This is a genomic window from Janthinobacterium aestuarii, from assembly GCF_051380835.1.
GTDB classification, from domain to species: domain Bacteria; phylum Pseudomonadota; class Gammaproteobacteria; order Burkholderiales; family Burkholderiaceae_D; genus Janthinobacterium; species Janthinobacterium aestuarii.
Window position 1 is genome coordinate 328,961 of record NZ_JBNYXU010000005.1, and the last position, 21,449, is coordinate 350,409.

At 62.1% G+C, this 21,449-nt stretch carries 19 protein-coding genes; 13 read left to right on the forward strand and 6 right to left on the reverse strand.

What is annotated here, in order from left to right; all coding sequences use genetic code 11:
• Window positions 1-11 precede the first annotated feature (11 nt).
• Complete coding sequence (locus ACQ4WO_RS15945; protein ID WP_436482287.1) at window positions 12-1,109, forward strand: WD40/YVTN/BNR-like repeat-containing protein; 1,098 nt, start codon at window positions 12-14, stop codon at window positions 1,107-1,109.
• Here the strand turns inward: ACQ4WO_RS15945 and ACQ4WO_RS15950 are convergent.
• On the reverse strand, window positions 1,082-1,705 hold the full coding sequence (locus ACQ4WO_RS15950) for a TetR/AcrR family transcriptional regulator (RefSeq protein WP_436482288.1): 624 nt from the start codon (window positions 1,703-1,705) through the stop codon (window positions 1,082-1,084). The genes ACQ4WO_RS15945 and ACQ4WO_RS15950 overlap by 28 nt on opposite strands.
• A gap of 169 nt (window positions 1,706-1,874) precedes the next feature.
• Between ACQ4WO_RS15950 and ACQ4WO_RS15955 the strand changes: the two genes are divergently transcribed.
• Window positions 1,875-2,918, forward strand: coding sequence for an MBL fold metallo-hydrolase (locus tag ACQ4WO_RS15955; RefSeq protein WP_436482289.1), 1,044 nt, complete (start codon window positions 1,875-1,877; stop codon window positions 2,916-2,918).
• Window position 2,919: 1 nt separating this feature from the next.
• On the opposite strand, the gene ACQ4WO_RS15960 is transcribed toward ACQ4WO_RS15955, so the two are convergent.
• Complete coding sequence (locus ACQ4WO_RS15960; RefSeq protein ID WP_436482290.1) at window positions 2,920-3,252, reverse strand: hypothetical protein; 333 nt, start codon at window positions 3,250-3,252, stop codon at window positions 2,920-2,922.
• 444 nt (window positions 3,253-3,696) lie between these two features.
• On the opposite strand from ACQ4WO_RS15960, the gene ACQ4WO_RS15965 reads away from it, so the two are divergent.
• Window positions 3,697-4,707: a substrate-binding domain-containing protein gene (locus ACQ4WO_RS15965; RefSeq protein ID WP_436482291.1), complete on the forward strand. Its 1,011-nt coding sequence runs from the start codon at window positions 3,697-3,699 to the stop codon at window positions 4,705-4,707.
• Window positions 4,708-4,772: 65 nt separating this feature from the next.
• On the opposite strand, the gene ACQ4WO_RS15970 is transcribed toward ACQ4WO_RS15965, so the two are convergent.
• The 3 genes from ACQ4WO_RS15970 to ACQ4WO_RS15980 all read right to left on the reverse strand — a co-directional run bounded on the left by ACQ4WO_RS15970 (window position 4,773) and on the right by ACQ4WO_RS15980 (window position 11,143).
• Complete coding sequence (locus ACQ4WO_RS15970) at window positions 4,773-5,867, reverse strand: type I restriction endonuclease (RefSeq protein ID WP_139091386.1); 1,095 nt, start codon at window positions 5,865-5,867, stop codon at window positions 4,773-4,775.
• 543 nt (window positions 5,868-6,410) lie between these two features.
• The gene (locus ACQ4WO_RS15975; RefSeq protein WP_436482292.1) at window positions 6,411-10,007 is read right to left on the reverse strand and encodes an indolepyruvate ferredoxin oxidoreductase family protein; all 3,597 of its coding nucleotides are present in this window, start codon (window positions 10,005-10,007) and stop codon (window positions 6,411-6,413) included.
• 194 nt (window positions 10,008-10,201) lie between these two features.
• On the reverse strand, window positions 10,202-11,143 hold the full coding sequence (locus tag ACQ4WO_RS15980; RefSeq protein ID WP_436482293.1) for a LysR substrate-binding domain-containing protein: 942 nt from the start codon (window positions 11,141-11,143) through the stop codon (window positions 10,202-10,204).
• Window positions 11,144-11,319: 176 nt separating this feature from the next.
• Here ACQ4WO_RS15980 and ACQ4WO_RS15985 point away from each other — a divergent pair, with 176 nt between their 5' ends.
• Window positions 11,320-12,507 (forward strand): HD-GYP domain-containing protein, encoded by a 1,188-nt coding sequence (locus ACQ4WO_RS15985; RefSeq protein WP_436482294.1) that lies wholly within the window; start codon window positions 11,320-11,322, stop codon window positions 12,505-12,507.
• On the opposite strand, the gene ACQ4WO_RS15990 is transcribed toward ACQ4WO_RS15985, so the two are convergent.
• Window positions 12,504-13,550, reverse strand: coding sequence for a GGDEF domain-containing protein (locus ACQ4WO_RS15990; RefSeq protein ID WP_139091390.1), 1,047 nt, complete (start codon window positions 13,548-13,550; stop codon window positions 12,504-12,506). The two genes, ACQ4WO_RS15985 and ACQ4WO_RS15990, sit on opposite strands and share 4 nt — an antisense overlap.
• Window positions 13,551-14,030: 480 nt before the next feature.
• Here ACQ4WO_RS15990 and ACQ4WO_RS15995 point away from each other — a divergent pair, with 480 nt between their 5' ends.
• From ACQ4WO_RS15995 to ACQ4WO_RS16035, 9 genes are all read left to right on the forward strand, one after another.
• A complete protein-coding gene (locus tag ACQ4WO_RS15995; RefSeq protein WP_034752975.1) occupies window positions 14,031-14,213 on the forward strand; it encodes a Flp family type IVb pilin in 183 nt (60 codons plus the stop codon).
• A 54-nt stretch (window positions 14,214-14,267) separates the two neighbouring features.
• The gene (locus ACQ4WO_RS16000) at window positions 14,268-14,801 is read left to right on the forward strand and encodes an A24 family peptidase (RefSeq protein ID WP_436482295.1); all 534 of its coding nucleotides are present in this window, start codon (window positions 14,268-14,270) and stop codon (window positions 14,799-14,801) included.
• A gap of 93 nt (window positions 14,802-14,894) precedes the next feature.
• Window positions 14,895-16,268 carry an ATP-binding protein gene (locus ACQ4WO_RS16005; protein WP_436482296.1) on the forward strand — a complete coding sequence of 458 codons (1,374 nt, stop codon included), beginning with the start codon at window positions 14,895-14,897 and terminating at the stop codon, window positions 16,266-16,268.
• Complete coding sequence (cpaB, locus tag ACQ4WO_RS16010; protein ID WP_436482297.1) at window positions 16,265-17,128, forward strand: Flp pilus assembly protein CpaB; 864 nt, start codon at window positions 16,265-16,267, stop codon at window positions 17,126-17,128. The genes ACQ4WO_RS16005 and cpaB overlap by 4 nt, the downstream gene beginning before the upstream one ends.
• A 39-nt stretch (window positions 17,129-17,167) precedes the next feature.
• A complete protein-coding gene (locus tag ACQ4WO_RS16015; protein WP_436482298.1) occupies window positions 17,168-18,598 on the forward strand; it encodes a type II and III secretion system protein family protein in 1,431 nt (476 codons plus the stop codon).
• Window positions 18,599-18,614: 16 nt separating this feature from the next.
• The gene (locus tag ACQ4WO_RS16020) at window positions 18,615-18,917 is read left to right on the forward strand and encodes a hypothetical protein (protein ID WP_436482299.1); all 303 of its coding nucleotides are present in this window, start codon (window positions 18,615-18,617) and stop codon (window positions 18,915-18,917) included.
• On the forward strand, window positions 18,907-20,334 hold the full coding sequence (locus tag ACQ4WO_RS16025; protein ID WP_436482300.1) for a pilus assembly protein TadG-related protein: 1,428 nt from the start codon (window positions 18,907-18,909) through the stop codon (window positions 20,332-20,334). The genes ACQ4WO_RS16020 and ACQ4WO_RS16025 overlap by 11 nt, the downstream gene beginning before the upstream one ends.
• Complete coding sequence (locus tag ACQ4WO_RS16030) at window positions 20,331-20,813, forward strand: TadE/TadG family type IV pilus assembly protein (RefSeq protein WP_128140989.1); 483 nt, start codon at window positions 20,331-20,333, stop codon at window positions 20,811-20,813. Before ACQ4WO_RS16025 ends, ACQ4WO_RS16030 begins: the two co-directional genes overlap by 4 nt.
• Window positions 20,803-21,411 (forward strand): TadE/TadG family type IV pilus assembly protein, encoded by a 609-nt coding sequence (locus ACQ4WO_RS16035; RefSeq protein WP_436482301.1) that lies wholly within the window; start codon window positions 20,803-20,805, stop codon window positions 21,409-21,411. The genes ACQ4WO_RS16030 and ACQ4WO_RS16035 overlap by 11 nt, the downstream gene beginning before the upstream one ends.
• The last annotated feature ends 38 nt before the right edge of the window (window positions 21,412-21,449 follow it).

Here is a 21,449-nt window from a genome sequence, read left to right on the forward strand (position 1 = left end):
TGGGACAAGGCATGGCTCAACGCGCGTATCTCGGCACCCGCAAGGGGCTGTTTCAGCTCGATGTCGATGCGGCCGGCGCCTGGCAGCTGGCGCTGGTGCAGTTTGCCGGCGATCCCGTCTCCATGCTGCTGCACGATGGCCGCGACGGTGCCGTGTACGCTGCCCTGAACCTGGGCCACTTCGGCGCCAAGCTGCACCGCCTCGACGCGGGCGCCAGCGCGTGGCAGGAAGTTGCCGTGCCCGCCTATCCCACCAAGCCGGAAGACAGCACCGATACCGTGGACTGGACCTTGCGGCAAATCTGGTCGCTGGCGGCCGGCGGCCCGGACCAGCCCGGCGTGCTGTGGGCGGGCACCCTGCCTGGCGGCCTGTTCCGCTCAAGCGACCGCGGCGAAAGCTGGCTGCTGGTGGAGTCGTTGTGGAACGTGCCGCAGCGGGCGCAGTGGTTTGGCGGCGGCTATGACGTGCCCGGCATCCACAGCATCTGCGTCGACCCGCGCGACAGCAACAAAGTGCTGGTTGGCGTGTCTTGCGGCGGTGTGTGGCAAACGCTCGATGGCGGTGCCAGCTGGGCCTTGAGCGCGACGGGCATGCGCGCCGACTACATGCCGCCCGAGCTCGATGAAAACGAAGCCGTGCAAGACCCGCACCGCATCGTGCGCAGCGCCGGCACGCCGGACGCGCTGTGGTGCCAGCACCATAATGGCATCTGGCGTTCGGACGATGCCGGCTGGCACTGGCAGGAAGTGACGACGGCGCCGCTGTCGCATTTCGGCTTTGCCGTGGCCGTGCATCCGCGCGATGGCGGCATGGCCTGGTTCGTGCTGGCGCAAGCGGACGTGGTGCGCATTCCCATCGATGGCGCGCTGGCCGTCACGCGCACGCGCGATGGCGGAAAAACCTTCGAGGTGTTGCGTGCGGGATTGCCGCAGCAGCATTGCTACGACTTGATCTACCGCCACGGGCTGGCGCTGGCTGACGACGGGCGCAGTTTATTGATGGCGTCGACGACGGGCGGCGCCTGGTATTCCGGCGATGAGGGCGAACACTGGCAGACGCTGTCCGCCCACTTGCCGCCCGTTTATGCCGTCTGTTTCGCCAAGCCGTAATAGCACAGGAAGATATCGACGGCCAGCTCCGTTACTTCGCGCCGGCGTGCCGGGCCCAGCAGGGGCTCACCCATGGTGATCTGCGGCCAGAAGGCAAAGGTTTTTAAAGGCGACATCAGCAGGTGCGCCACTTCCAGGGTTTCGCCCGCCTTGATGCGCCCGTCTTGCTGCGCCGCGCGGATCCAGATATTCAGTCCCGTTTCCTTCTCATTCAGGCGCGCCACCATGGCTTGCGCCCGCTCGGGCGAGTGGATGGTTTCGCCAAAGATCACGCGCGCCAGGTCGATGAAGGCCGGATCGCACAGCAATTCCATTTTCTGCTCGACCAGGGCCAGCACTTGCGGGCGCAGCGGCTGGTCGGCCACATAGGGCACGGCGGGCTGGGTCACGCTGCTTTCCCACATGCGCTGCAGGATTTCCGCGAACAACTCGTTCTTGCTGGGGAAATGGTTGTACACGGTGCGCTTGGAAACGGCGGCCGTGGCAGCGATCCTGTCCATGCTGGTCGCATCAAAACCGTGGTCGCGGAACTCGGCGATGGCGGCATCGACGATGGCGACGCGCTTGCGGTCGGTGAGGCGTTGCGGTGCGGCCATGGCTGAAAATCTCCTTTGAAAACAATATTTTACACCTCCTGGTTTACTTTGCCAGAAATAGGAACTACACTGTGTAGTGTAATTTAACCCTTGTTAATTCCTTGCCGGGCCACATATGCACTTGCACCGAGCCGCACGCCGTCTCTTCTTTCTGGGAGTCCTGATCCTCATGAGTTCTTGCACCTTGCGCGCCGCGCCTGCCGCGCCCGCTGAATCCCCACAACGCCACGAAGGCAAGTTCCGCAATCCCGTGGAAATGTACAAGCTGGGCACGACAGCGACGCTCAAGCTGCTGTGGACGTTTGTCTTCGACAAGCCGGACAGCACGGTGCCGGCCGCAGCCGTTCCCGTGCAAGCCTTGACCCGGGCGCAGCTGCTGGCCGCGCCCGACAACAGCCTGTTTCGCCTCGGCCATTCGACCCTGCTGCTGAAACTGAATAATGAATTCTTCCTTACCGACCCCGTGTTTTCCGAGCGCGCCTCGCCGGTGCAGTGGGCTGGACCGAAACGTTTCCATCAGCCCCCCATCAGCATCGCCGACTTGCCGCCGATCAAGGCCATCATCCTGTCGCATAACCATTACGACCACCTCGACTATGCCGCCGTGCTGCAACTGGCGGCCAAGACCGAACATTTTGTTGCGCCGCTGGGCGTGGGCGATACCCTCGTCGAATGGGGTGTACCGAAGGAAAAGGTGCAGCAGTTCGACTGGTGGCAAGGCACGACGATTGCCGGCGTGAAACTCGTCGCCACGCCATCACAGCATTTCTCGGGGCGCGGCTTGTTTGACAGCAATCAAACCCTGTGGGCCTCGTGGGTCATCGATGCTCCGGACGTGCGCGTGTTTTTCAGCGGCGACTCCGGCTATTTCGGTGGTTTCAAGCAGATCGGCGACAGGTACGGCCCGTTCGACATGACCATGATCGAGACGGGCGCCTACGACAAACTCTGGCCGGACGTGCACATGCAGCCGGAACAGACCTTGCAAGCGCATCAGGACTTGCGTGGCAAGTGGCTCATGCCTGTGCACAACGGCACGTTTGACCTGGGGCTGCACGCCTGGCATGAACCGTTCGACCGCATCACGGGATTGGCGGCCAAGCAGGGCGTGAACCTGGCCACGCCGCAGATGGGCGAAGCGGTCGACCTGGCGCAGCCGAAGAAGGGGGATACGTGGTGGCTGGCGATGCTGGAGGAGGAGATGGGGCAGTAATTTACGCCGTCACATCGATCAGGCGGCCCAGGGTCTGGCCATAGCCGTTCAGCTGGGGCGTGCTTTTCGGTGCGGCCGGGGCCGCTTGTTGCGGCACGGCCACCTTGATCGCCTGGTCCAGCTGCGGCGTCTTGACGGCGGCCGGGGCATCGGCCTGCGCTTGCTGGCTGCTGCGTTGGGTCTGGCTCAGCGATTCCTGTTCCCGCGCCAGCAAATGGCGGCTTTGCGCCAGCTGTTCGCTGTCGCGCTGCACCTGGTTCTGGCCTTGTTCGACCCTGCGCTGCGCCGTGACCAGCGAGGCTTGCAAGTTGTTGACGGACGTTAGCGATACCACATTGTTCACCTTTGAAAGTATGCCCAAGCGTGTACAGAAAAGAGGGGAGTCCAGGAAGATGTGCTGCACCAGGCGCAACATGCTTGGCAGTAACCTTTACCTGAATCAAGAGTAGGACAAATTCTCGCACAGTTCCAGTAAATATGTTTTCTTGATAATGCTATCGCGCGCGCCCCGTGTTGCCGAAGCGTCATGCCGAAAGTAAGGGGATGATTGTCGAAGTGAGTACATGCTGTCGCCTGCGAGCATTGTTTCTCTGCCATCGGTGACGCCATGCCGTAGAGGGGCACAAGTGATCACATTTAAAACGTTGCTTTTTAGATAGTCAATGTATTGTTGTTTTTATACCATGTCTGCGCCCGCTAATGCGCGGCCTGTTTGGCGCTCTGGGCTATAATGGACGGTCAGAGTTGGTTTCTTTTGCCATACAGACAGGTAGTTAACATGAATCTCAAGAGCCTCGCAATTGCCCTCGGCATGTCGAAAACGACAGTCAGCAGGGCGTTGAACGGCTATCCGGAAGTCAATTCCCGCACCCGTGAAATCGTCCTGGCCGCCGCCAAGAAAGTCGGCTACCGGCCCAACCCGCTTGCGCGCAGCCTGGCCGTCGGCCGCACGAATGTGCTCGGCATGATCTACCCCTTGCTGCCCAGCGACCTGGGCGACAGCGTCTTTCTTTCCGTGGTCAATGGCATGTCCGACGCCGTCGAAGCGTCGAAGATGAGTTTGATCATCGCGCCCGTGTCGCCGCAGAACGAACAGCCCTCGTATGAAAACATGGTGCGCGGACGCCAGGTCGATGGCCTGGTGGTGGGCCGCACCAAGGTGGTCGACGAACGCATCGCCTACCTGACGAAAGTCGGCTTTCCCTTTGTCGCGAATGGCCGCACGCGCATCGATGCGCCGTACGCCTATTTTGACTACGACAACGACACGGGCATCGACCTGGCCGTGTCTTTCCTGGCGGCGCACGGGCATCAGCGCATCGCCTTGCTGAGCGCGCCGCTGGATCTGCATTTTGCGTATGAGCGCAAGGAAAGCTTTATCCGCTGCATGGCGCAAGCGGGGTTGCCGGTCGATCCCGCCTGTCTGCTCGACAATACTTTTGATCGCCGCAGCGGCTACCAGGCCATGCAGCAATTGCTGGCCTGCTCGCCGCGTCCCACGGCCGTCATCGTCGACAACCACTTGTCCGGCGTGGGCGTGGTGCGCGCGCTGATGGATGCGGGCATCGAGATCGGCAAGGAAATCTCCGTCATCGTCTGGGGCAATGTGGAAGACACCTTGATCGGCATCAACGTCACCACCATCGACCAGCCCGATCTGCGCCGCGCCGGCGCCAAGATGGTCGAAATGCTGGAATCCCTGCTGGCCGGCACGCCGCCGGAACGGCTGCAGGAAATATGGCAGCCGGTGCTGTTGCCGGGGGCGACGGTGGGGCGCTGCCTGGATTGAATCTGGATGCGTTGCAAGCCCGGGACTTGTCCCGGACTTGGTTCTACAGTATCTAATGCTATCTCTTACGCTGTTTTCTCTGCATCTTCCGCAGGCAAATGCATCAGGACGGTAGCCTTCAGTTGTTCGGCATGGGTGTACAGATCGTCTAGGCTGGCAATTGGGAACTTTTCCTCCTCCCTCTTTTGATTGAACAGGCCAACGGCAAGTTTTTCAGTATTGTTGAAGCGTAGGCGGCAAACTGGCTTGCGATTATTGTCGTCTAACAAGATCGCACAGTAACTCTGCGAATCACGCATAACAATGCGGCGCGAACTGACAACACCGCGCAGTATCGCGCGGATGATGTGCAATCCTTCGATTTCTTCTGGTGTCGTGATAATCGGGTTTTCAACGACCCCTTCAGGAGGAATGACTGGTGCCAATTCTTGTGCCGGCGATGATTCCGGCGTCATTGCGCCCTTGAGGCGATCATTGATACGCTCCCCCAATAATTGCTCAAAAGCCCGTTTAGTAATGACGGTAAATTGATCTTTGACAGCGGGTGTAAAGCGCTTTCCTCCAAGTAAATCTGATGACAGTATTTTTACAAATTCTTCGGAGGGATTGTGTGTCCATTCTGCCAGACGGTTCTGGATGGCACGCGTATATTTTAGATCATTCGCTGTCGTCAATATGGTGTCGATATCGAATTGAGATTTGGCAAATTTCTTGAGTTCATCCACATCCCGCTCTTTGAAGTCCAAAATATTAAACTCAAAGAAGGGTTTTTCGTCCATCTTGTTGGGTTGTTCAAGGTCGGTGAAGAATTTATAGGTAAGTCCATTTGTCAACACCCCGAATCGTGCTGCGGTGACATGGAAATATCTGAACAACTGCCCAGCATGATTGATGCTCAGGTCTCCGCCACTTTTCTTGCATTCGAAGAGAATAATTGGCTTGCCATCACTCAGAATGGCGTAATCAACTTTTTCTCCCTTTTTTGTACCGACGTCGGCAATTAATTCTGGTGTCACTTCCGTGGGATCGAATACGTTGTAGCCCAACATCTGGATGAAAGGCATGATCATCGCGTTTTTTGTGGCTTCCTCCGTCTGGATAATATCTTTGGTCGCTGCGATTCGGGAGGCAAGTGCTCTGAGTTGGTCGATTAAATCCATTGCTTTTCCTATGACGTGGGTAGAAATGCGTGAACGTACTCGTTCCTGTTGAAGTACAGAATGAACGAATAAGTTTTGCACGAATTTCATCTTCGTGGCAATGAAAATCGGATTTTATGAAAAAGGAAAATTCAGAGAAAAATCATGAGACGATTTAGATAACTTAAATGAAATTATTTTTATTGAAAATATGAATAATTTAATATTTTTTTGAAAATCTGCCGTCACGAGGCCTATTGAGATTAGCGAGGGAACTTAGATGCTCGATGAGCCGCGCTTTATTGTCAGACAGGTTCAGCTTTCAATCCAGTTCATTGATCTCATGCGGTACCGGGTCGCGGCTTGACTGAAGTAGCGCGATGGCCCGGGTAAGCCGGTGCTTGGTCATGTGATAGTAAGTGACTGATTTTTATGGAAAATGTGATGTTATCGTTTTTCTGGTGTGATAAAAAATGTACAGACTTGAATAAAAATGCGCTATGCCGGCAGTGTGTACTGCTGCTGGCATAGCGCATTGCGAATCAAGCGCTGTAGCTTAGAGTCTTAGGCCGCGTGCTTGCTTCCAGCCGCCAGCACCGCCAATAGTCTCGCCTTATCCTTGCGGTAAGTATCGACTGCCGCTTCCTTGACGTGGCCGAAGCCGCTGATTTTCTCGGGCAGGGAGGCCAGTTCCACGCAGGTCGTCAGGTTGTCCGCCGTCAGGTTGACCAGCAGGCCGGCCAGCAGTTCGCGATATTCGACGATCAGCGCGCGTTCCATCTTGCGTTCGGCCGTGTAACCGAAGAGGTCGAAGGTACCGCCGCGCAAGCCCTTGGCTTTGGCCAGCAGCTTGAAGGCGCGCCACATCCAGGAACCGAACTCCGCTTTCACCAGGTGGCCTTTCGCATCTTTCTTGGCGAACAGCGGCGGCGCCAGGTTGAATTTCACGGAGAAGTTACCTTCGAACTGCTGCTGCAATTGCTCTACGAAACGGCCATCCGTGTACAGGCGCGCCACTTCGTATTCGTCCTTGTAGGCCAGCAATTTGAAATAGCTTTTCGCCACGGCGGTCGACAATTTCTGTCCCAGCCCCAGAGTGTTTTCGCGGTCGCGCACCTGCTTCACCAAGGTCGCATAACCATCCGCATACGCGGCATTCTGATAGGCCGTGAGGAATTCCACGCGCTTCTTGATGACGCTATCGAGGCTTTGCGGCATCTGCACGATGATCGCTTGCGACGGCGTGGCGATTTGCGTTACACGGCGCACGTCGACGGCGGCGCGGCGGCCCCACAGGAAACTCTTCTTGTTCGATTCGATGCCCACGCCATTCAATTCGATGGCGCGCAGCAAGGCCGCTTCTGTCAACGGGATGCGGCCCTTTTGCCAGGCGTAGCCGAGCATGAACAGGTTGGCGGCAATCGAGTCGCCCATCAGCGCGGTGGCCAGTTTTGTCGCGTCGATGAAGTCGGCCGCATCGGCGCCACCGACGGATTCCTCGATCAGCTGACGCACTTCGGCCGTCGGATATTGCCAGTCCGCATTCTGCGCAAACGTGCCCGGCGGCTGCTCGTGCAGATTGACGACGGCCAGGCTGCGGCCCGGACGCATTTTCGATACGGCATCCTGCGCCCCGGCCGTCAGCATGTCGCAGCCCAGGATCAGGTCCGCTTCGCCCGTGGCAATGCGCTGGGCGCGGATGTGCGCGGGGGATTTGGCGATTTTCACGTGCGAGGTGACGGAACCGTTCTTTTGCGACATGCCCGTCATGTCCAGCACGGACGCGCCCTTGCCTTCAAGGTGCGCCGCCATGCCCATCAGGGCGCCGACGGTGATGACACCGGTGCCGCCGATGCCGTTGATGAGGATGTTGTACGGCGCGTCGCAAGCGGGCAGGACGGGTTCCGGCAGGGGGCCGAAGTTGTCCGTCTCGCCCGCTTTGCTCGCGCCCGTCTTGGTCTTCTTCAGGCTGCCGCCCTCGACAGTGACGAAGCTGGGGCAAAAGCCCTTGGCGCACGAGTAATCCTTGTTGCACGAGGATTGGTCGATGGTGCGCTTGCGGCCAAATTCCGTCTCTTTCGGCAAGATCGACACGCAATTCGACTGCACGCCGCAATCGCCGCAGCCTTCGCAGACGGCGTCGTTGATGACCATGCGCTTGGCAATGTCCGGATACTCGCCTTTCTTGCGGCGCCGACGTTTCTCGGCCGCGCAGGTCTGGTCGTAGATCAGCACGGACACGCCTTGTACTTCACGCAATTCGCGCTGTACGGCATCCATGTCCTTGCGGTCGTGCAAGGTCACGTGGGCGGGAAGGTTGCTGCGGTCGCTGTAGCGGCTCAGGTCTTCCGTGACCAGCGCGATGCGGGCGATGCCTTCGGCCGCCACCTGCTGCGCCATCATGGGCACGGTGATGAGGCCGTCCACGGGCTGGCCTCCCGTCATGGCGACGGCATCGTTGTAGAGGATTTTGTAGGTAATGTTGACCTTGGCCGCCTGCGCGGCACGGATGGCCAAATAACCGGAATGGAAATACGTGCCGTCGCCCAGGTTCTGGAACACGTGCGGCAACTCCGAGAACGCGGCTTGCCCGATCCACGGCGCGCCTTCGCCGCCCATGTGCGTGGTCAGCTTGTTCATTTCCGGATAGATCGACGTGGCCATCACGTGGCAGCCGATGCCCGCCAGCGCCAAGCTGCCGTCCGGGACCTTGGTCGAGGTGTTGTGCGGGCAGCCGGAGCAGTAAAACGCGGGGCGGAACGGTGTGTTCACGGCTTTCTTTAATACCGCATCCTTGGCGTCGAGGAAGCTCAGGCGCGCCTTGATCAGGTCACAGGTGACGGGGTCGGAAATCAGGCGCGCGATGCGGCTGGCGATGACACGCGCCACTTGCGAGACGGAAAAATCCGCCTTCGAGGTCAGCAGCCATTCGCCGCGCGGCGCCACCCATTCGCCTTTTTCGTCGAACTTGCCGATCACGCGAGGGCGCACGTCGTCGCGCCAGTTGTACAGCTGCTCTTTTAACTGGTATTCGACGATCTGCCGTTTTTCTTCGACGACGAGAATTTCATCGAGGCCTTGCGCGAATTCGCGCACGCTATCCGGTTCCAGCGGCCACGGCATGGCGACCTTGAACAAACGCATGCCCACGTCGGCTGCCATTTGTTCGTCGATGCCCAGCTCTTCCAGTGCCTCGAGCACGTCCAGGTAGGACTTGCCGGAAGCGATGATGCCCAGCTTGGCGTTCGGACTGTCGATGGTGGTGTGGTTGAGCTTGTTTTCGCGCGCGTAAGCGAGGGCCGCATAGATCTTGTAATCCTGCATCAGCGCTTCCTGGTTGCGCGCCTGCTGGCCCAGCGGGATGCTCGACAAGCGTGCGTTCAGGCCGCCTTCGGGCATGTGGAAATCCTGTGGAATTTTGACTTCCACACGGAACGGGTCGGCATCGATGGAGGCCGACGATTCGACCGTGTCGGCCAGGGCCTTGAAGGCCACCGTGCAGCCGGAAAAGCGCGACATGGCCCAGCCATGGATACCGAGGTCCAGGTATTCCTGCACATTGCATGGATACAGGACGGGGATCATCGAGGCGGAAAACAGGTGGTCGGACTGGTGCGGCAGAGTCGACGAATAGGCGCCATGGTCGTCGCCGGCCACCAGCAGCACGCCACCCAGTTTCGCCGTTCCCGCATGGTTCATGTGCTTGAAGACATCGCCGCAGCGGTCCACGCCAGGACCCTTGCCATACCACATGGCGAATACGCCGTCGTACTTGGCCGGGCCGATCAGGTCGACCTGCTGCGAACCCCAGACGGCCGTGGCGGCCAGGTCTTCGTTGACGCCGGGCACGAACTGCACGTGGTGCGCTTCCAGCTGTTTCTTGGCTTTCCACAGGTTTTCGTCGAGGCCGCCCAGGGGCGAACCGCGGTAGCCGGAGATGAAACCGGCCGTGTTCAGGCCGGCAGCCTGGTCGCGCAGGCGCTGCATCATGGGCAGGCGCACGAGGGCCTGGATGCCGGACAGGAAGATGGCGCCGGAAGTGGCCGTGTATTTGTCGTCGAGGCTGACGGTGGTCAAACGGGAAGTGTCGGGGGGGGTAGATGGCGCGGCACCGGCGTTTCTAGCGAACGCTGCGGAGCCGTTTTCCGTGGTCACGGACATGGCTGTCTCCAAAAGGGTGTTTCAGATGACGGCTGTACAAGGGACGCGCCCGGTAAGGCGCGCGCTGTGCAGACGGGATGGCCGCGTGTGGGCGGCACATAACTATTTTAAATTTAAAATAGTTAATGTGGTCAGTGTAGAACGACCGTGGGGAAGGGGCAAATACGGTTTGACGATGGGGGTATAAGAAATACTTATGTCATGGGCGAGAGTACGTGCGCCCCCACCCAGCGCCCGCTGCCGCACAGCTCGGCGGCCACTTGCAGCACGAGGTTTTTCACGGCGTTGCCGGCATTTGTCAGGGGAATGTTTTTCGAGGCGCACAGGGCCACCGTGCGCGACAGGACGGGGCTGTGGATGGCGTAGCTGCGCATGGCGCCGCTGTCGAGTTCGGCCAGCAGGGGCGCGGCGGGCAGGATGGTGGTGCCCATGCCGGCCAGGATGGCCGATTTCAGGATGGCGATCGAGTTGATTTCGATCACGTTCGCCGTCTCCAGGCCCAGTTCGCGGGCGCGGCTGTCGATGCGCGGGCGCACGCCATGCTGCAGGCCCGGCAGGATCAGAGTGGCGCTCAATGCCTGCGGGAACGACAGCGCCGAGCCCGGGGGCGCGAACGGCGAATCGCTGCGGCAGATGAAACGCATCTCTTCCTCCACCAGGGGGCAGCAGGCAAACGGGGTCAACTGGCCATCGTCGAACAGCACGGCCAGATTGATGCGGCCCGATTTCAGTTGTTCATTGAGGTTGCCCGTGATTTCTTCCGTCAACTGCAGGGTGATTTCGGGATAGCGTTCGCGTGCGGCCAGCAGCAGGGGCAGGGCCAGCGCGCCCGATATGCTGTGCGGCAAGCCCAGGGTGACGTTGCCGGACGGCCGCGTGGCACTTTGCGTGACGGCCGAGCGGGCGTCGGCCACCTGTTTCAGGATCGCCTGCGCATGTTCGTAAAACACCTTGCCCGCGTCCGTGCTGAGCACGCCCTGGGCCGAGCGGTGCAGCAGCTGCACGCCCAATTCCTCTTCCAGCTGGCGCAACTGCTGCGTCAGGGCCGGCTGCGCCACGTGCAGGATCAGGGCCGCGCGCGACAGCGAGCCGTGGTCGACGATGGCAACAAAGTAGCGTAATTGGCGCAGTTCCATGGGTCCCAAAAGCGGTGCGGTGGTCGGAAAAGCAGCATATTGCGCCGCAGCGCCGAACGCGGCCAGCAGAATAACAATTTTGTTATACTCATTCTAGCGCCTTCGGTGCTCCAGCCGCGTATTTGTGGGATGACAGCATGCTCAAGAAAGTTGATTCGTCTCAATTAAAAGTGGGCATGTACATTCATGACCTCAGCTGCGACTGGATGACGCATCCATTCGTGCGCAACCGCTTCCTGTTGCGCAGCGACGATGAAATCCGCAAGATCATGCAGGCTGGCATCCGCGACGTGGTGATCGACAGCGGCAAGGGCCTCGATGTGCAGGATGCGCTCACGGTGGCGCAGGCGCAGGTGGAAACGGAACGCGAACTGGTGCAGATCGCCACGCCGCTGCAAGTGGTCACGCGCGTGTCGCTGGGCATGGAACTGGCGCGCGCCACGCAGGTGCGGCGGCAGGCGGCAAGCCTGGTGCGCACGGTGATGGCCGACGTGCGCCTGGGCAAGGCTGTCGAGCTCGACCGCGTACAGCACACGGTGCAAGACATTACCGAATCGATCCTGCGCAATCCCGGCGCCCTCGTCGGCTTGTTGCGCATCAAGAGCAAGGATGATTACACCTTCCTGCATTCCGTCAGCGTGTGCGCGCTGCTGGTGGCGTTTTGCCGTTCGCGCGGCATCGATGCGGCCACCACGCACCAGGCCGGTCTCGGCGGCTTGCTGCATGACACGGGCAAGGCGCTGGTGCCCGATAGCGTGTTGAACAAGCCGGGCCCCTTGAGCCCGGAAGAGTTTATCCAGATCAAGCGCCACCCGCGCGACGGCTACGACATCCTGCGCCAGTCGCCCGAGGTGGGCGCCATTCCCCTCGACATTACCCTGCACCACCACGAACGGCGCGACGGCAGCGGCTACCCGGACCAGTTGGCCGGCGACGCCATCAGCGAGCTGGCGCAGATGGCCGCCATCGTCGATGTGTATGACGCGCTGACGTCGGACCGCAGCTACCACAAGGGTATTCCCGCCGCCGAAGCCTTGCGCAAGATTTATGAATGGAGCAAATTCCACTTCAATCCCGTGTTCGCGCAGGATTTCATGCGTTGCGTGGGTATTTATCCGGTAGGCACCATGGTGATGCTGGAGTCGGGCCGGCTGGCCGTCGTCATCGAGGCGCACGAAAGCAATCTGCTGGCGCCGAAGGTCAATGTGTTTTTCAGTACGAAGAGCAAGACCTACATCAAGCCGGAAACGGTCGATTTGTCGCGCGGCTTCGGCTTTGGCGGTGCCGACAAGATCGTCGGCCATGAGTCGGCCGCCAAGTGGCAGGTCGATCCCATGCGTTTTCTATCCCTTGCAGACGCTTAGAAGAATTCCGCCGTATCGTTCGAAGCGATAGTGGTGAGCAAACCCTTGGCGACCAGTTCGTCGTAGTGGCACGCCAGGTTGCGGCCATGGCTCTTGGCGTAATACAAGGCCTGGTCAGCACGGCCGAGGATGATGACGGGCGCCTCGTAGGCGTTGATGCTGACGAAGCCCACGCTGACGGTCACTCTGCCCACTTGCGGGAAGTCGTGCGCTTCGACATTGGTGCGGAAGCGGTCGATGATTTTCTGTGCATTTTCCAGGGTGATCGAGCGCAGCAGCACGACGAATTCCTCGCCGCCGAAGCGGAAGATGCGGTCTTGCGAGCGGAACGACGATTGCAGCTGGTTGGCGATCAGGATCAGCACTTCATCGCCATACAGGTGGCCAAATTTATCGTTGACCAGTTTGAAATGATCGACGTCGATCACGGCCAGCCATTGCCGTTCCGTGTCCGTATGGTGGCGCCGTTCTTCATCGACGGGACGCGGCTTTTCCGTTTCCGGTTCGCCGCGGCTGTGCAGGATTTTCGCCAGCTGGTCGTCGAAGGTCTTGCGGTTCAACAAGCCGGTGAGTGAATCGCGTTCGCTGTAGTCGAGCAGGTTCTGGAAATTGCGGTACACGCTGACGATGCCGCCGATCACCTGGATGGTGGCGCCCGTGTACGGCGTGGGATTGGTGATTTCCAGGCAGGTGGTGACCTGGTCGCCGATCCAGATGGGCAGCCACAGCAGATGGCGGCCATCGGCGCACAAGGTGTCGGCACTCGCTTCATGGCGCTTGATGCAGGCGGCCAGGGCCGGGTAGTCGGACAGCGGTTCGCCTGGCAGGGTCGGGTCGTTATGCTCTTCCATGCGGGCCACGCTGCCCGCCACGATGATGGCCCGCGACCGCACGAACACCTGGCCACGCACGGTGGTCAGCGCCAACACACGGGTCTGCGACGCGGCAGCAAGTTCCTGAACCGCCGAGATCACGGAGATGTCGAGCATCGTGTGGTCGCGGTGCCCGGTCATGTCCACCATGTGTTTCAGTAGGGAATCCATTGTCGATCTCTGGAAAGTGGTCACACAAGTGTCGTCATAACAGCATTGCATCAAGCAAGAGCATGTTCGCGTCCGTCTACAAGAAGCCAAGATTTATTTGGTGGCATGACGCTCTGTACCGCCGGGCGAGAGGCCTTTCCAAAGAAGAGCTAAGCAGGATAATGTCTTTTTGCCTAATAGGCAATTAACGTATGCAATATTTCATGTAAATACATGAGATTCATGCACTACATTGCAAAAAACTTGCCCTGACGAAGGCTTTCAATCCGGATCGCAACATTTGTTTGCGCCAGCCGCCATTTCAACAAGGTTTGATAATTTCCATATGGAAACTTGTGGCGCGTCAATTTGCCAAAACATGGACGCTTTATAGTCAATGCAATGGCGCAGAAATTTACGGCAGGAAACATATTAGCAGGAAAGGGCAATGTTTCACACCGATTGCGCCAGGGACTTGTGATTCACTTTTGGGAGCTTGTCATGCATACCTTCCTGTCGGCAGTACAGCAGTTTGTCAAGGATGAGGATGGCATTACGGCAATCGAATACGGCCTGATCGCGGCGTTGATGGCTACCGCCATCACGGCCGGTTTCTTGCTGATCAAGACCAACTTGCTGGCCGTCCTCACCGATATTTCGTCGAACCTGGTGTTGACGCCCTAAGCGGGTGCCCGCCATCGGCCGGCCGGTGGCGGGTTTTTTTTCGGGAGGTGTGCCATGCCTGCAACTGCCTTGTGCAACCTGCTGTTGCTGAGCTTCGTGACGGGAGCCGCCGTCAGTGATTTGATCCAACGCAAGATTCCGAATTGGCTGGTGCTGGCCGGCATGCTCGCCGCGCTGGCGCTGCATTTGTGGCTGTGGCCGCACCGCGTGCCGCAGCTGGTGCTGGGCGGCATGGCGACGGGCTTCTTCCTGTTCCTGCCTTTATATGTGCTGCGCGGCATGGCCGCCGGCGACGTCAAGCTGATCGCCATGGTGGGCGCCTTTGTCGGTCCCTGGCCCGTGCTGCAGATCTGTTTTGCCACATTTGTCCTGGGTGGCGTGATGGCCGTGCTGATGATCACCTGGCAGGGCAAGTGGCGCGTTTGCCTCGGCAATTTGCGCCAGCTGATGTGGCCGATGATTGCGCGCATGGCCGGCATTCCGCTGGCGCCAAGCGCGCTGGGCAGCGGCACCAGCGTGGGCAACATGCCGTACGGACTGGCCGTCGCCATGGGCTGCCTGGTGGTGCAAGGGCGGAATTATTTCTGATTGGTATTCATTGCTTTGAATCAATGGACGCCAGTTCTCACTCGCTAGAATGAATTCTGTTCAATGCAGTCCTAACCGGCTTGGAGACGCAGCATGACCGAGGTCGACTATTCCATGAGCACCGACAGCGTTCCGCGCCCTGCCGACGCGAACCTGATGCCGCCCTTGCCGCCGCAGCCGAAGAGCTTGCGTGAAACGGGACTCGAGCGGCCGCTCGTCGTCGAACTGATTGCCAAGCTGATGTTTGTAGGCGGCAAGACGCACCTGTCCGCGCTGACGACGCGCTTGCGCCTGTCGATCAATGTCTTGCGCGAAGTGCTCGATTTCATGGTGACGGAGCAGATGGCCGAAGTGGCCTGGCGCGGCGAATCCGATATCGACGTGCAGTACCAGCTGACCAGCGCCGGCAAGCAGCGCGCCAGCGCCTTCCTTGAACGCTGCGCGTATATCGGCGCCGCTCCCGTCACCCTGGAAGCATACCGCGCCATGGTGGCGCGCCAGTCGTGGCTGGCACAGGAACAGCGCGTCGGCAGCGATGACCTGGCCGCCGTGCTCGGTGGTGCCCATGCGGGGCCGGGCATGCTCGACGTGGTCGGCGCGGCCCTGCATTCGGGACGTTCGCTGCTGCTGTACGGTCCGCCCGGCAGCGGCAAGTCGACCCTGGCGCTGCAGCTGGGCCAATTGCTGCACGGTCTCGTCGCCGTGCCCTACGCCATCGTCGTCGGCCAGGACATCATCCAGTTGTACGATCCGGCCCAGCACCTGCCGCCCGCGCCGCAGCACGTCAGCCATGCGCGCCAGGCGCTGGAGCGGCGCAGCACGGATATCCGCTGGGTGCTGTGCCAGCGTCCCGTGATCCACGTGGGCGCCGAGCTCGACGCCGGCATGCTGGAACTGCGCCATGACCCCAGCGGCGGCTGCTACCAGGCGCCGCCCCATGTGCGGGCGAATAACGGCATGCTGATCATCGACGACCTGGGGCGCCAGCGCCTGGGTGCGCAAGAACTGCTGACGCGGCTGATGCAGCCGCTGGCGCGCGGCAGCGATCAGCTGGCTTTGCCCGGCGGCGTGCAGATCAGCGTGCCGTTCGACAATGCCCTCGTGCTGGCCACGAATGTGCCGCCGGGCGAGCTGTTTGACGCCGCCTTGCTGCGCCGCATCGGCTACAAGGTGCAGGTAGGGCCGCTGGCCGAGAACGCCTATCGCGCCCTGTTCCGCCAGCAATGCCGGCTGACCGGCATGGCCATCGACGAGCTGGTCCTGAACCACCTGCTGCAGCTGCATGGCGCGCAGGGCCGGCCCTTGCTGGCCAGCTATCCGCAGGAATTGCTGGCGCGCATAGGCGACTTCGCCGGCTTTGCCGGCTGCGACGCGCGCCTGACGGTGACCGCGCTGGAGCAGGCCTGGAGCAGCCTGTTTGCCAGCTGCGACGTGCCGGCCGCCAGCCTGTGCGAGCGTATCGCATGAAAAACCGGCGCGCCCTCTTGATGATGGCCCTGGCTGTGGTGCTGGGTCTGCTGGCCGTGCTGCTGGCCTCGCACTGGCTGCTGCGCCAGACGCCGGCCGGCAAGGGCAAGATCGTCGTCGCCTCCAGCGATGTCAACCTGGGCCAGCGCCTGACACCCGAGATGCTGCGCCTGGCCGAGTGGCCGGCGGAAAGCTTGCCGCAAGGCGCGCTGCAAGACCCGGCAAAACTGGCCGGACGGGTGCTGAAAACCAGCGTGCTGCGCGGCGAGCCGCTGAGCGAGGCCAAGCTGGCGCCCGTCGGTACCCTGGGTGGCCTGTCGGCCCTGATCACGGAAGGGCGGCGCGCCATCACCGTGCGCGTCAACGATGTGATCGGCGTGGCCGGCTTCGCCTTGCCGGGCAACTATGTCGACATCATCGTCAGTACCCAGCAGGATGCCGGCGACCGCGCGTTTCCGCAAAGCCGCAACATTTCCAAGATCGTGCTCGAACGCATTCTCGTGCTGGCCGTGGCGCAGGAAGTGGGACGCGACGAGACCAAGCCGCGCGTGGTCAATGCCGTGACCCTGGAAGTGACGCCGGAACAGGCGGAAAACCTGGACCTGGCGCGCAGCGTGGGCAGCCTGTCGCTGGTGCTGCGCAACCAGGTCGATCCGCAGCCGGGCGTGACGGCGGGCGCCACCAAGCTGACCTTGCTGGGCGGACCGCACGAAGCCGAGCCTGCTTCTGCGCCTGCCACCGTCGTGTCCTTGGCCGCTGCGGCGCCGCGTCCGGCGCGCGTGGCGAAGGCGCCGCCGGAACCACAGCGCCAGTGCAGCACCGTCATCGATGGGACGCGCCAGTCGCGCGAATGTTTTTAGCCTTTTTAGCCTTTGCCTTGCTCAACCATGGACACGCTCATGAACCGCGCCCTGCTGACACTGTGCTGCCTGCTGTTGCCGCTTGCCGGCGCGGCAGCCGATCCTGGCCCCCGCTGCGGTGGCGAAGCGGCGACACCGGGCAACTTGCAGCTGCAGGTGGGCAAGTCGAGCATGCTGCGCCTGCCCGAGGCCGTGCTGGCCCGCAGCGTCGGCAATCCTGCCATGCTGCAAGCCATGCTGGTCGCGCCCGACACCTTATATGTCGTCGGTGTCGACGTGGGCAGCACGAATATGATCATCCAGGGACGCAGCGGCGTGTGCAGCGTGGTGAACGTCAGTGTCAGCATGGATCCGTCCGGCTTGCAGACGACCCTGGCGGCCCTGATGCCGGAAGAAAAAGCCATCCGCGTCACGGCCGTGGCCGACACCCTGGTGCTGTCGGGCACGGTGCAGGATGCGGGCGCCGTACTGCGCGCCACCGAGCTGGCGCACGCGTATGTGCGCCGCGCTACCGTGCCGCTGGCGCTGCCCAAGCCTGCCGACGGCGCCGCCATGCCGGCGGCCGCCACGGCGTCCGCTGGCAGCGCAAACAGCCGCATTATCAATATGCTCGACGTCAGCGCGCCGCAGCAGGTGATGCTGGCCGTGCAGATCGCCGAAGTGTCGAAGTCGCTGCTGGAACGGCTGGAAGTGGGCGCCACCTTGCGCTTCGCGTCCGGCAGCTGGGCCACCACCTTGCTGTCGAATTTCCTGAGCGGCACGGCCAATGGCTTGCTCGACGTGCGCAAGTCGAATGGCCAGCAGCTGACCATCGAGGCGCAGAAACAGGATGGCCTGGTGCGCATCCTGGCCGAGCCGACCGTGATGGCGATCAGCGGGCAGGAGGGCAGTTTTCTGGCCGGCGGCAAGATCTTCATTCCCGTCGGCCAGGACAACAACAAGATCACGCTGGAAGAGCGCGAGTATGGCGTCGGCCTGCGTTTTACGCCCACCGTGCTGTCGGGCGGGCGCATCAATTTGAAGGTGGCGCCGGAAGTGTCGGAACTGTCGCGTGAAGGCGTGGGCATTTCCGCCGCCGGCGTCAGCGGACGCTCTATTTTGCCCGTGATCACCACGCGGCGCGCCTCGACCACGGTGCAGCTGTACGACGGCCAGAGCTACGCCATCGGCGGCCTGATCAAAAACAACCAGGTGAGCAACATCACGGGCGTGCCGTGGCTCAGCGAGCTGCCGATCCTCGGCGCGCTGTTTCGCAGCACGGATTTCCAGCATGACCGCACGGAATTGTTGTTCGTTATTACCGCGCACCTGGTCAAACCCTTGCCGGCCGATGCCGTACTGCCGACGGCGCAGCTGGCGCCGCCTTCGCGCACGGACTTGATGTTGCGCGGCAAGATGGAAGGTACCTTGCCGCTGGCGCCGCCGTCCGTGCCGCCACCGCGCGCGGCCAACGGCTTCGAGTTGAAATGAGACGGGGAGACACGCCATGCCGAACTCGTTCCTGATACCGCTGCGGCGCCTGGCCGCCTTGACCCTGGTCATGCAGCTGGCCGCCTGCGCGCACAGCAGCACGCCGCAGCTGGACCCGCGTTTCGGCAATGCCGTGCACCTTTCCATGGCGCAGCAGGTCCGTTATCCGGCCAGCGCGGGCAATCGCCAGCCTGCCGACGGCCTGGACGGCCCCAGCGCGCACGCCGTCATGCAGCGCTACCGCGCCTCGTTCGTCGAACCGAACGGCCAGGCGCCGCAGCCGGTGCAATTCATGCTGGGAGGCGGCAATGGCAAATAGACGCCAGCACCAGCGCGGGGCGATGCTGATCGCCTTTTCCATCCTGCTCATCCTGGTGCTGGGTTTTATCGGCCTGGCGCTCGACGTGGGCCAGGTCATCGGCCGCAAGACGGAATTGCAGAACCTGGCCGACAACGCGGCGCTGGCGGCGGCCGCCGAACTGGCGGGCACGCCCGAAGGCTTGCTTGCTGCCGTGACGAAGGCCAAGAGCAGCGCGGCCGACAAGAGCGCGTGGCGGCGCCGCATGCAGGGCGCGATCCTGTCGGACGCCAGCATCCGCTTCGCCAGCGCGCCCGATGCGCCCGCCAGCGAATGGCATGCGGCGGGCGCCGTGCCCGATGCGGCCACGGCGCTGTTCGTGCGCATCGATACGCAGGCCAATGACCCGTCGCTGGGGCGGGTGGCGACGGCGTTCCTGGGCGCCTGGTCGCCGGCGCTGCGCACGCTGGACACGGGCGCGCGCGCCGTGGCGGGGCGTACCAGTCTGAACCTGACGCCGCTGGCCGTCTGCGCGCTGTCGGCCAGCGCGGCCAGTGCGCGCACGAATGCGGCGCTGCTGCCGGCCGTCGAGCTGCTGGAATATGGCTTTCGCCGTGGCGTGGCATATAACCTGCTGAAACTCAATCCGCACGGCCCGGCGGCCGAACATTTCGTGCTCAACCCGCTGGGCCAGCCGGGTGTGGTGGGCTCGTCGCTGCAGGTCGGCGAGACCAGCGTGTTGCCGTTCGTGTGCAGCGGCACGGTGCTGTACCCGCGCATCGGCGGCGCGCAAGTGCACGTGCACCGGCCGTTTCCCGCCACCCTGTGGCCGGCCTTCAACGCGCGCTTCAATCTGCACGCTGGCAGCGGCTGTCATCCCGTCACGGCGCCGCCCGATACGAATATCCGCGCCTATCCGAATACGGCCGCGAACTGGTGGATGACGAATACGCCCGACGCACCGAGCGCCCTGAGCACCGGCAATCCGCTGCTGTCCGTGGCCGATCCGGAATCGAACGCGACGCCGCCCGCCGTTGGCAGTTACGGGCCGTTGTGGTCGTTTGCCAAGGCGGCCAGGTACAGCAGTGTGAAGCCGGCCGGCGGCTACCTGCCGTTTGCCACCAGCGACTGGGCCAAGCTGTATCCGGCTAGCCCTGCCGCGCCGGCCGCCAAGTCCGGCTATCCCGCCACGCCGCCGTACCAGACGCTGGCGTACCAGACGGCGCCGACCGGCAATACGGGCGTGGCGCAGCGGCGCCTGCTGCATATTGCCCTGCTGGCCTGTCCGCTGCCGGCCGGCAGCGACGTGCTGGCGCAGGTGCGCGGCATCGGCCGCTTCTTCATGACGGCGCCGGCCAGCAATGGCGTGCTGAGCGCGGAATTTGACGGTCTGGTGGCCGAGGGCACGCTGGTGGGCCCTGCGGAGTTGCTGCAATGAGGCCGCGCTGCCGCGCGCCGCGCCGCCAGGATGGTGTCGCCGCCATCGAGCTGGCGCTGATCCTGCTGTTTTTCATGGCGCTGCTGCCCTTCGTGCTGCTGTTCGGCCGCGCGCTGCTGGTGTACACGGCCCTGCAAAAGAGCACGCACGATGCGGCGCGCTACATGGCAACCATGCCGCTGTCGCAGATGGCCGGTATCGGCACGGCGACCCAGGCGGTCGCATTTTCACGGCAGATGGTGACCGAGGCGATGGCGGAAAGCTGGCCCACCATGGAGGCCGTCAGGGTCAGCGTGGACTGTGTCTATGCCGACGATTCCTACAGTTGCGGCACTTATGCGACGCCGCCGCTGCAGGTGCGCATCAAGTTGTCCGTGGACATGCCCGTCGATATCTTGCCCGAGCTGACGCGCAAATGGCTGCCGCAACTGGCGCCGATCCCGCTGCGCGCCAACGCGACATTACGCTATGTCAATTAACCCGCTTCCCCGCCGGCAGCGCCAGGGCGGTGTTTTTGCCGTCGAGTTCGCCATGCTGGCGCTGTTGTTCCTGCTCTTCCTGTTTGCCATGCTGGAAGTGGCGCGCGCCGTGTATTTATGGAATATGGTACATGAGATTACCCGGCGTGCCGCGCGCGGCGCCGCCGTCGCCGATTTCAGCAATGCAAGTGCGCTGCAGGCCGTGCGCACGCACGCCGTGCTGCGCGCCGCGCCGGGTGTGCTGCCGCTCGGCGGCGGCATCAGCGACGCGTATGTGCGCATCGATTATCTGTCGCAGTCGAGCGGCGGCGCCGCGCTGGCGGCCGTGCCGGTGACGGTATTGCCGGGCTGCCCGCAACGCAACCGCATCAATTGCCTGGACGACCCGCATGGCGCCAGCTGCATCCGTTTCGTGCGCGCGCGCCTGTGCGTGCCTGGCGACGGCGGGCGCTGCGAGAGCGTGCCGTACCGGCCCATCCTGCCGCTGCTGAACGTGATGTTTCCCTCCGGCGCAGGCGCCGTGCGCCTGCCCAACGGCGCCACCATGGCGGTGGCCGAGTCGCTGGGCTATCCGGACAATCCCGGTTTTTGTCCTTGAGCGCCACTTGTCGGCGCAGCCGAATGTGTAGACCTGAA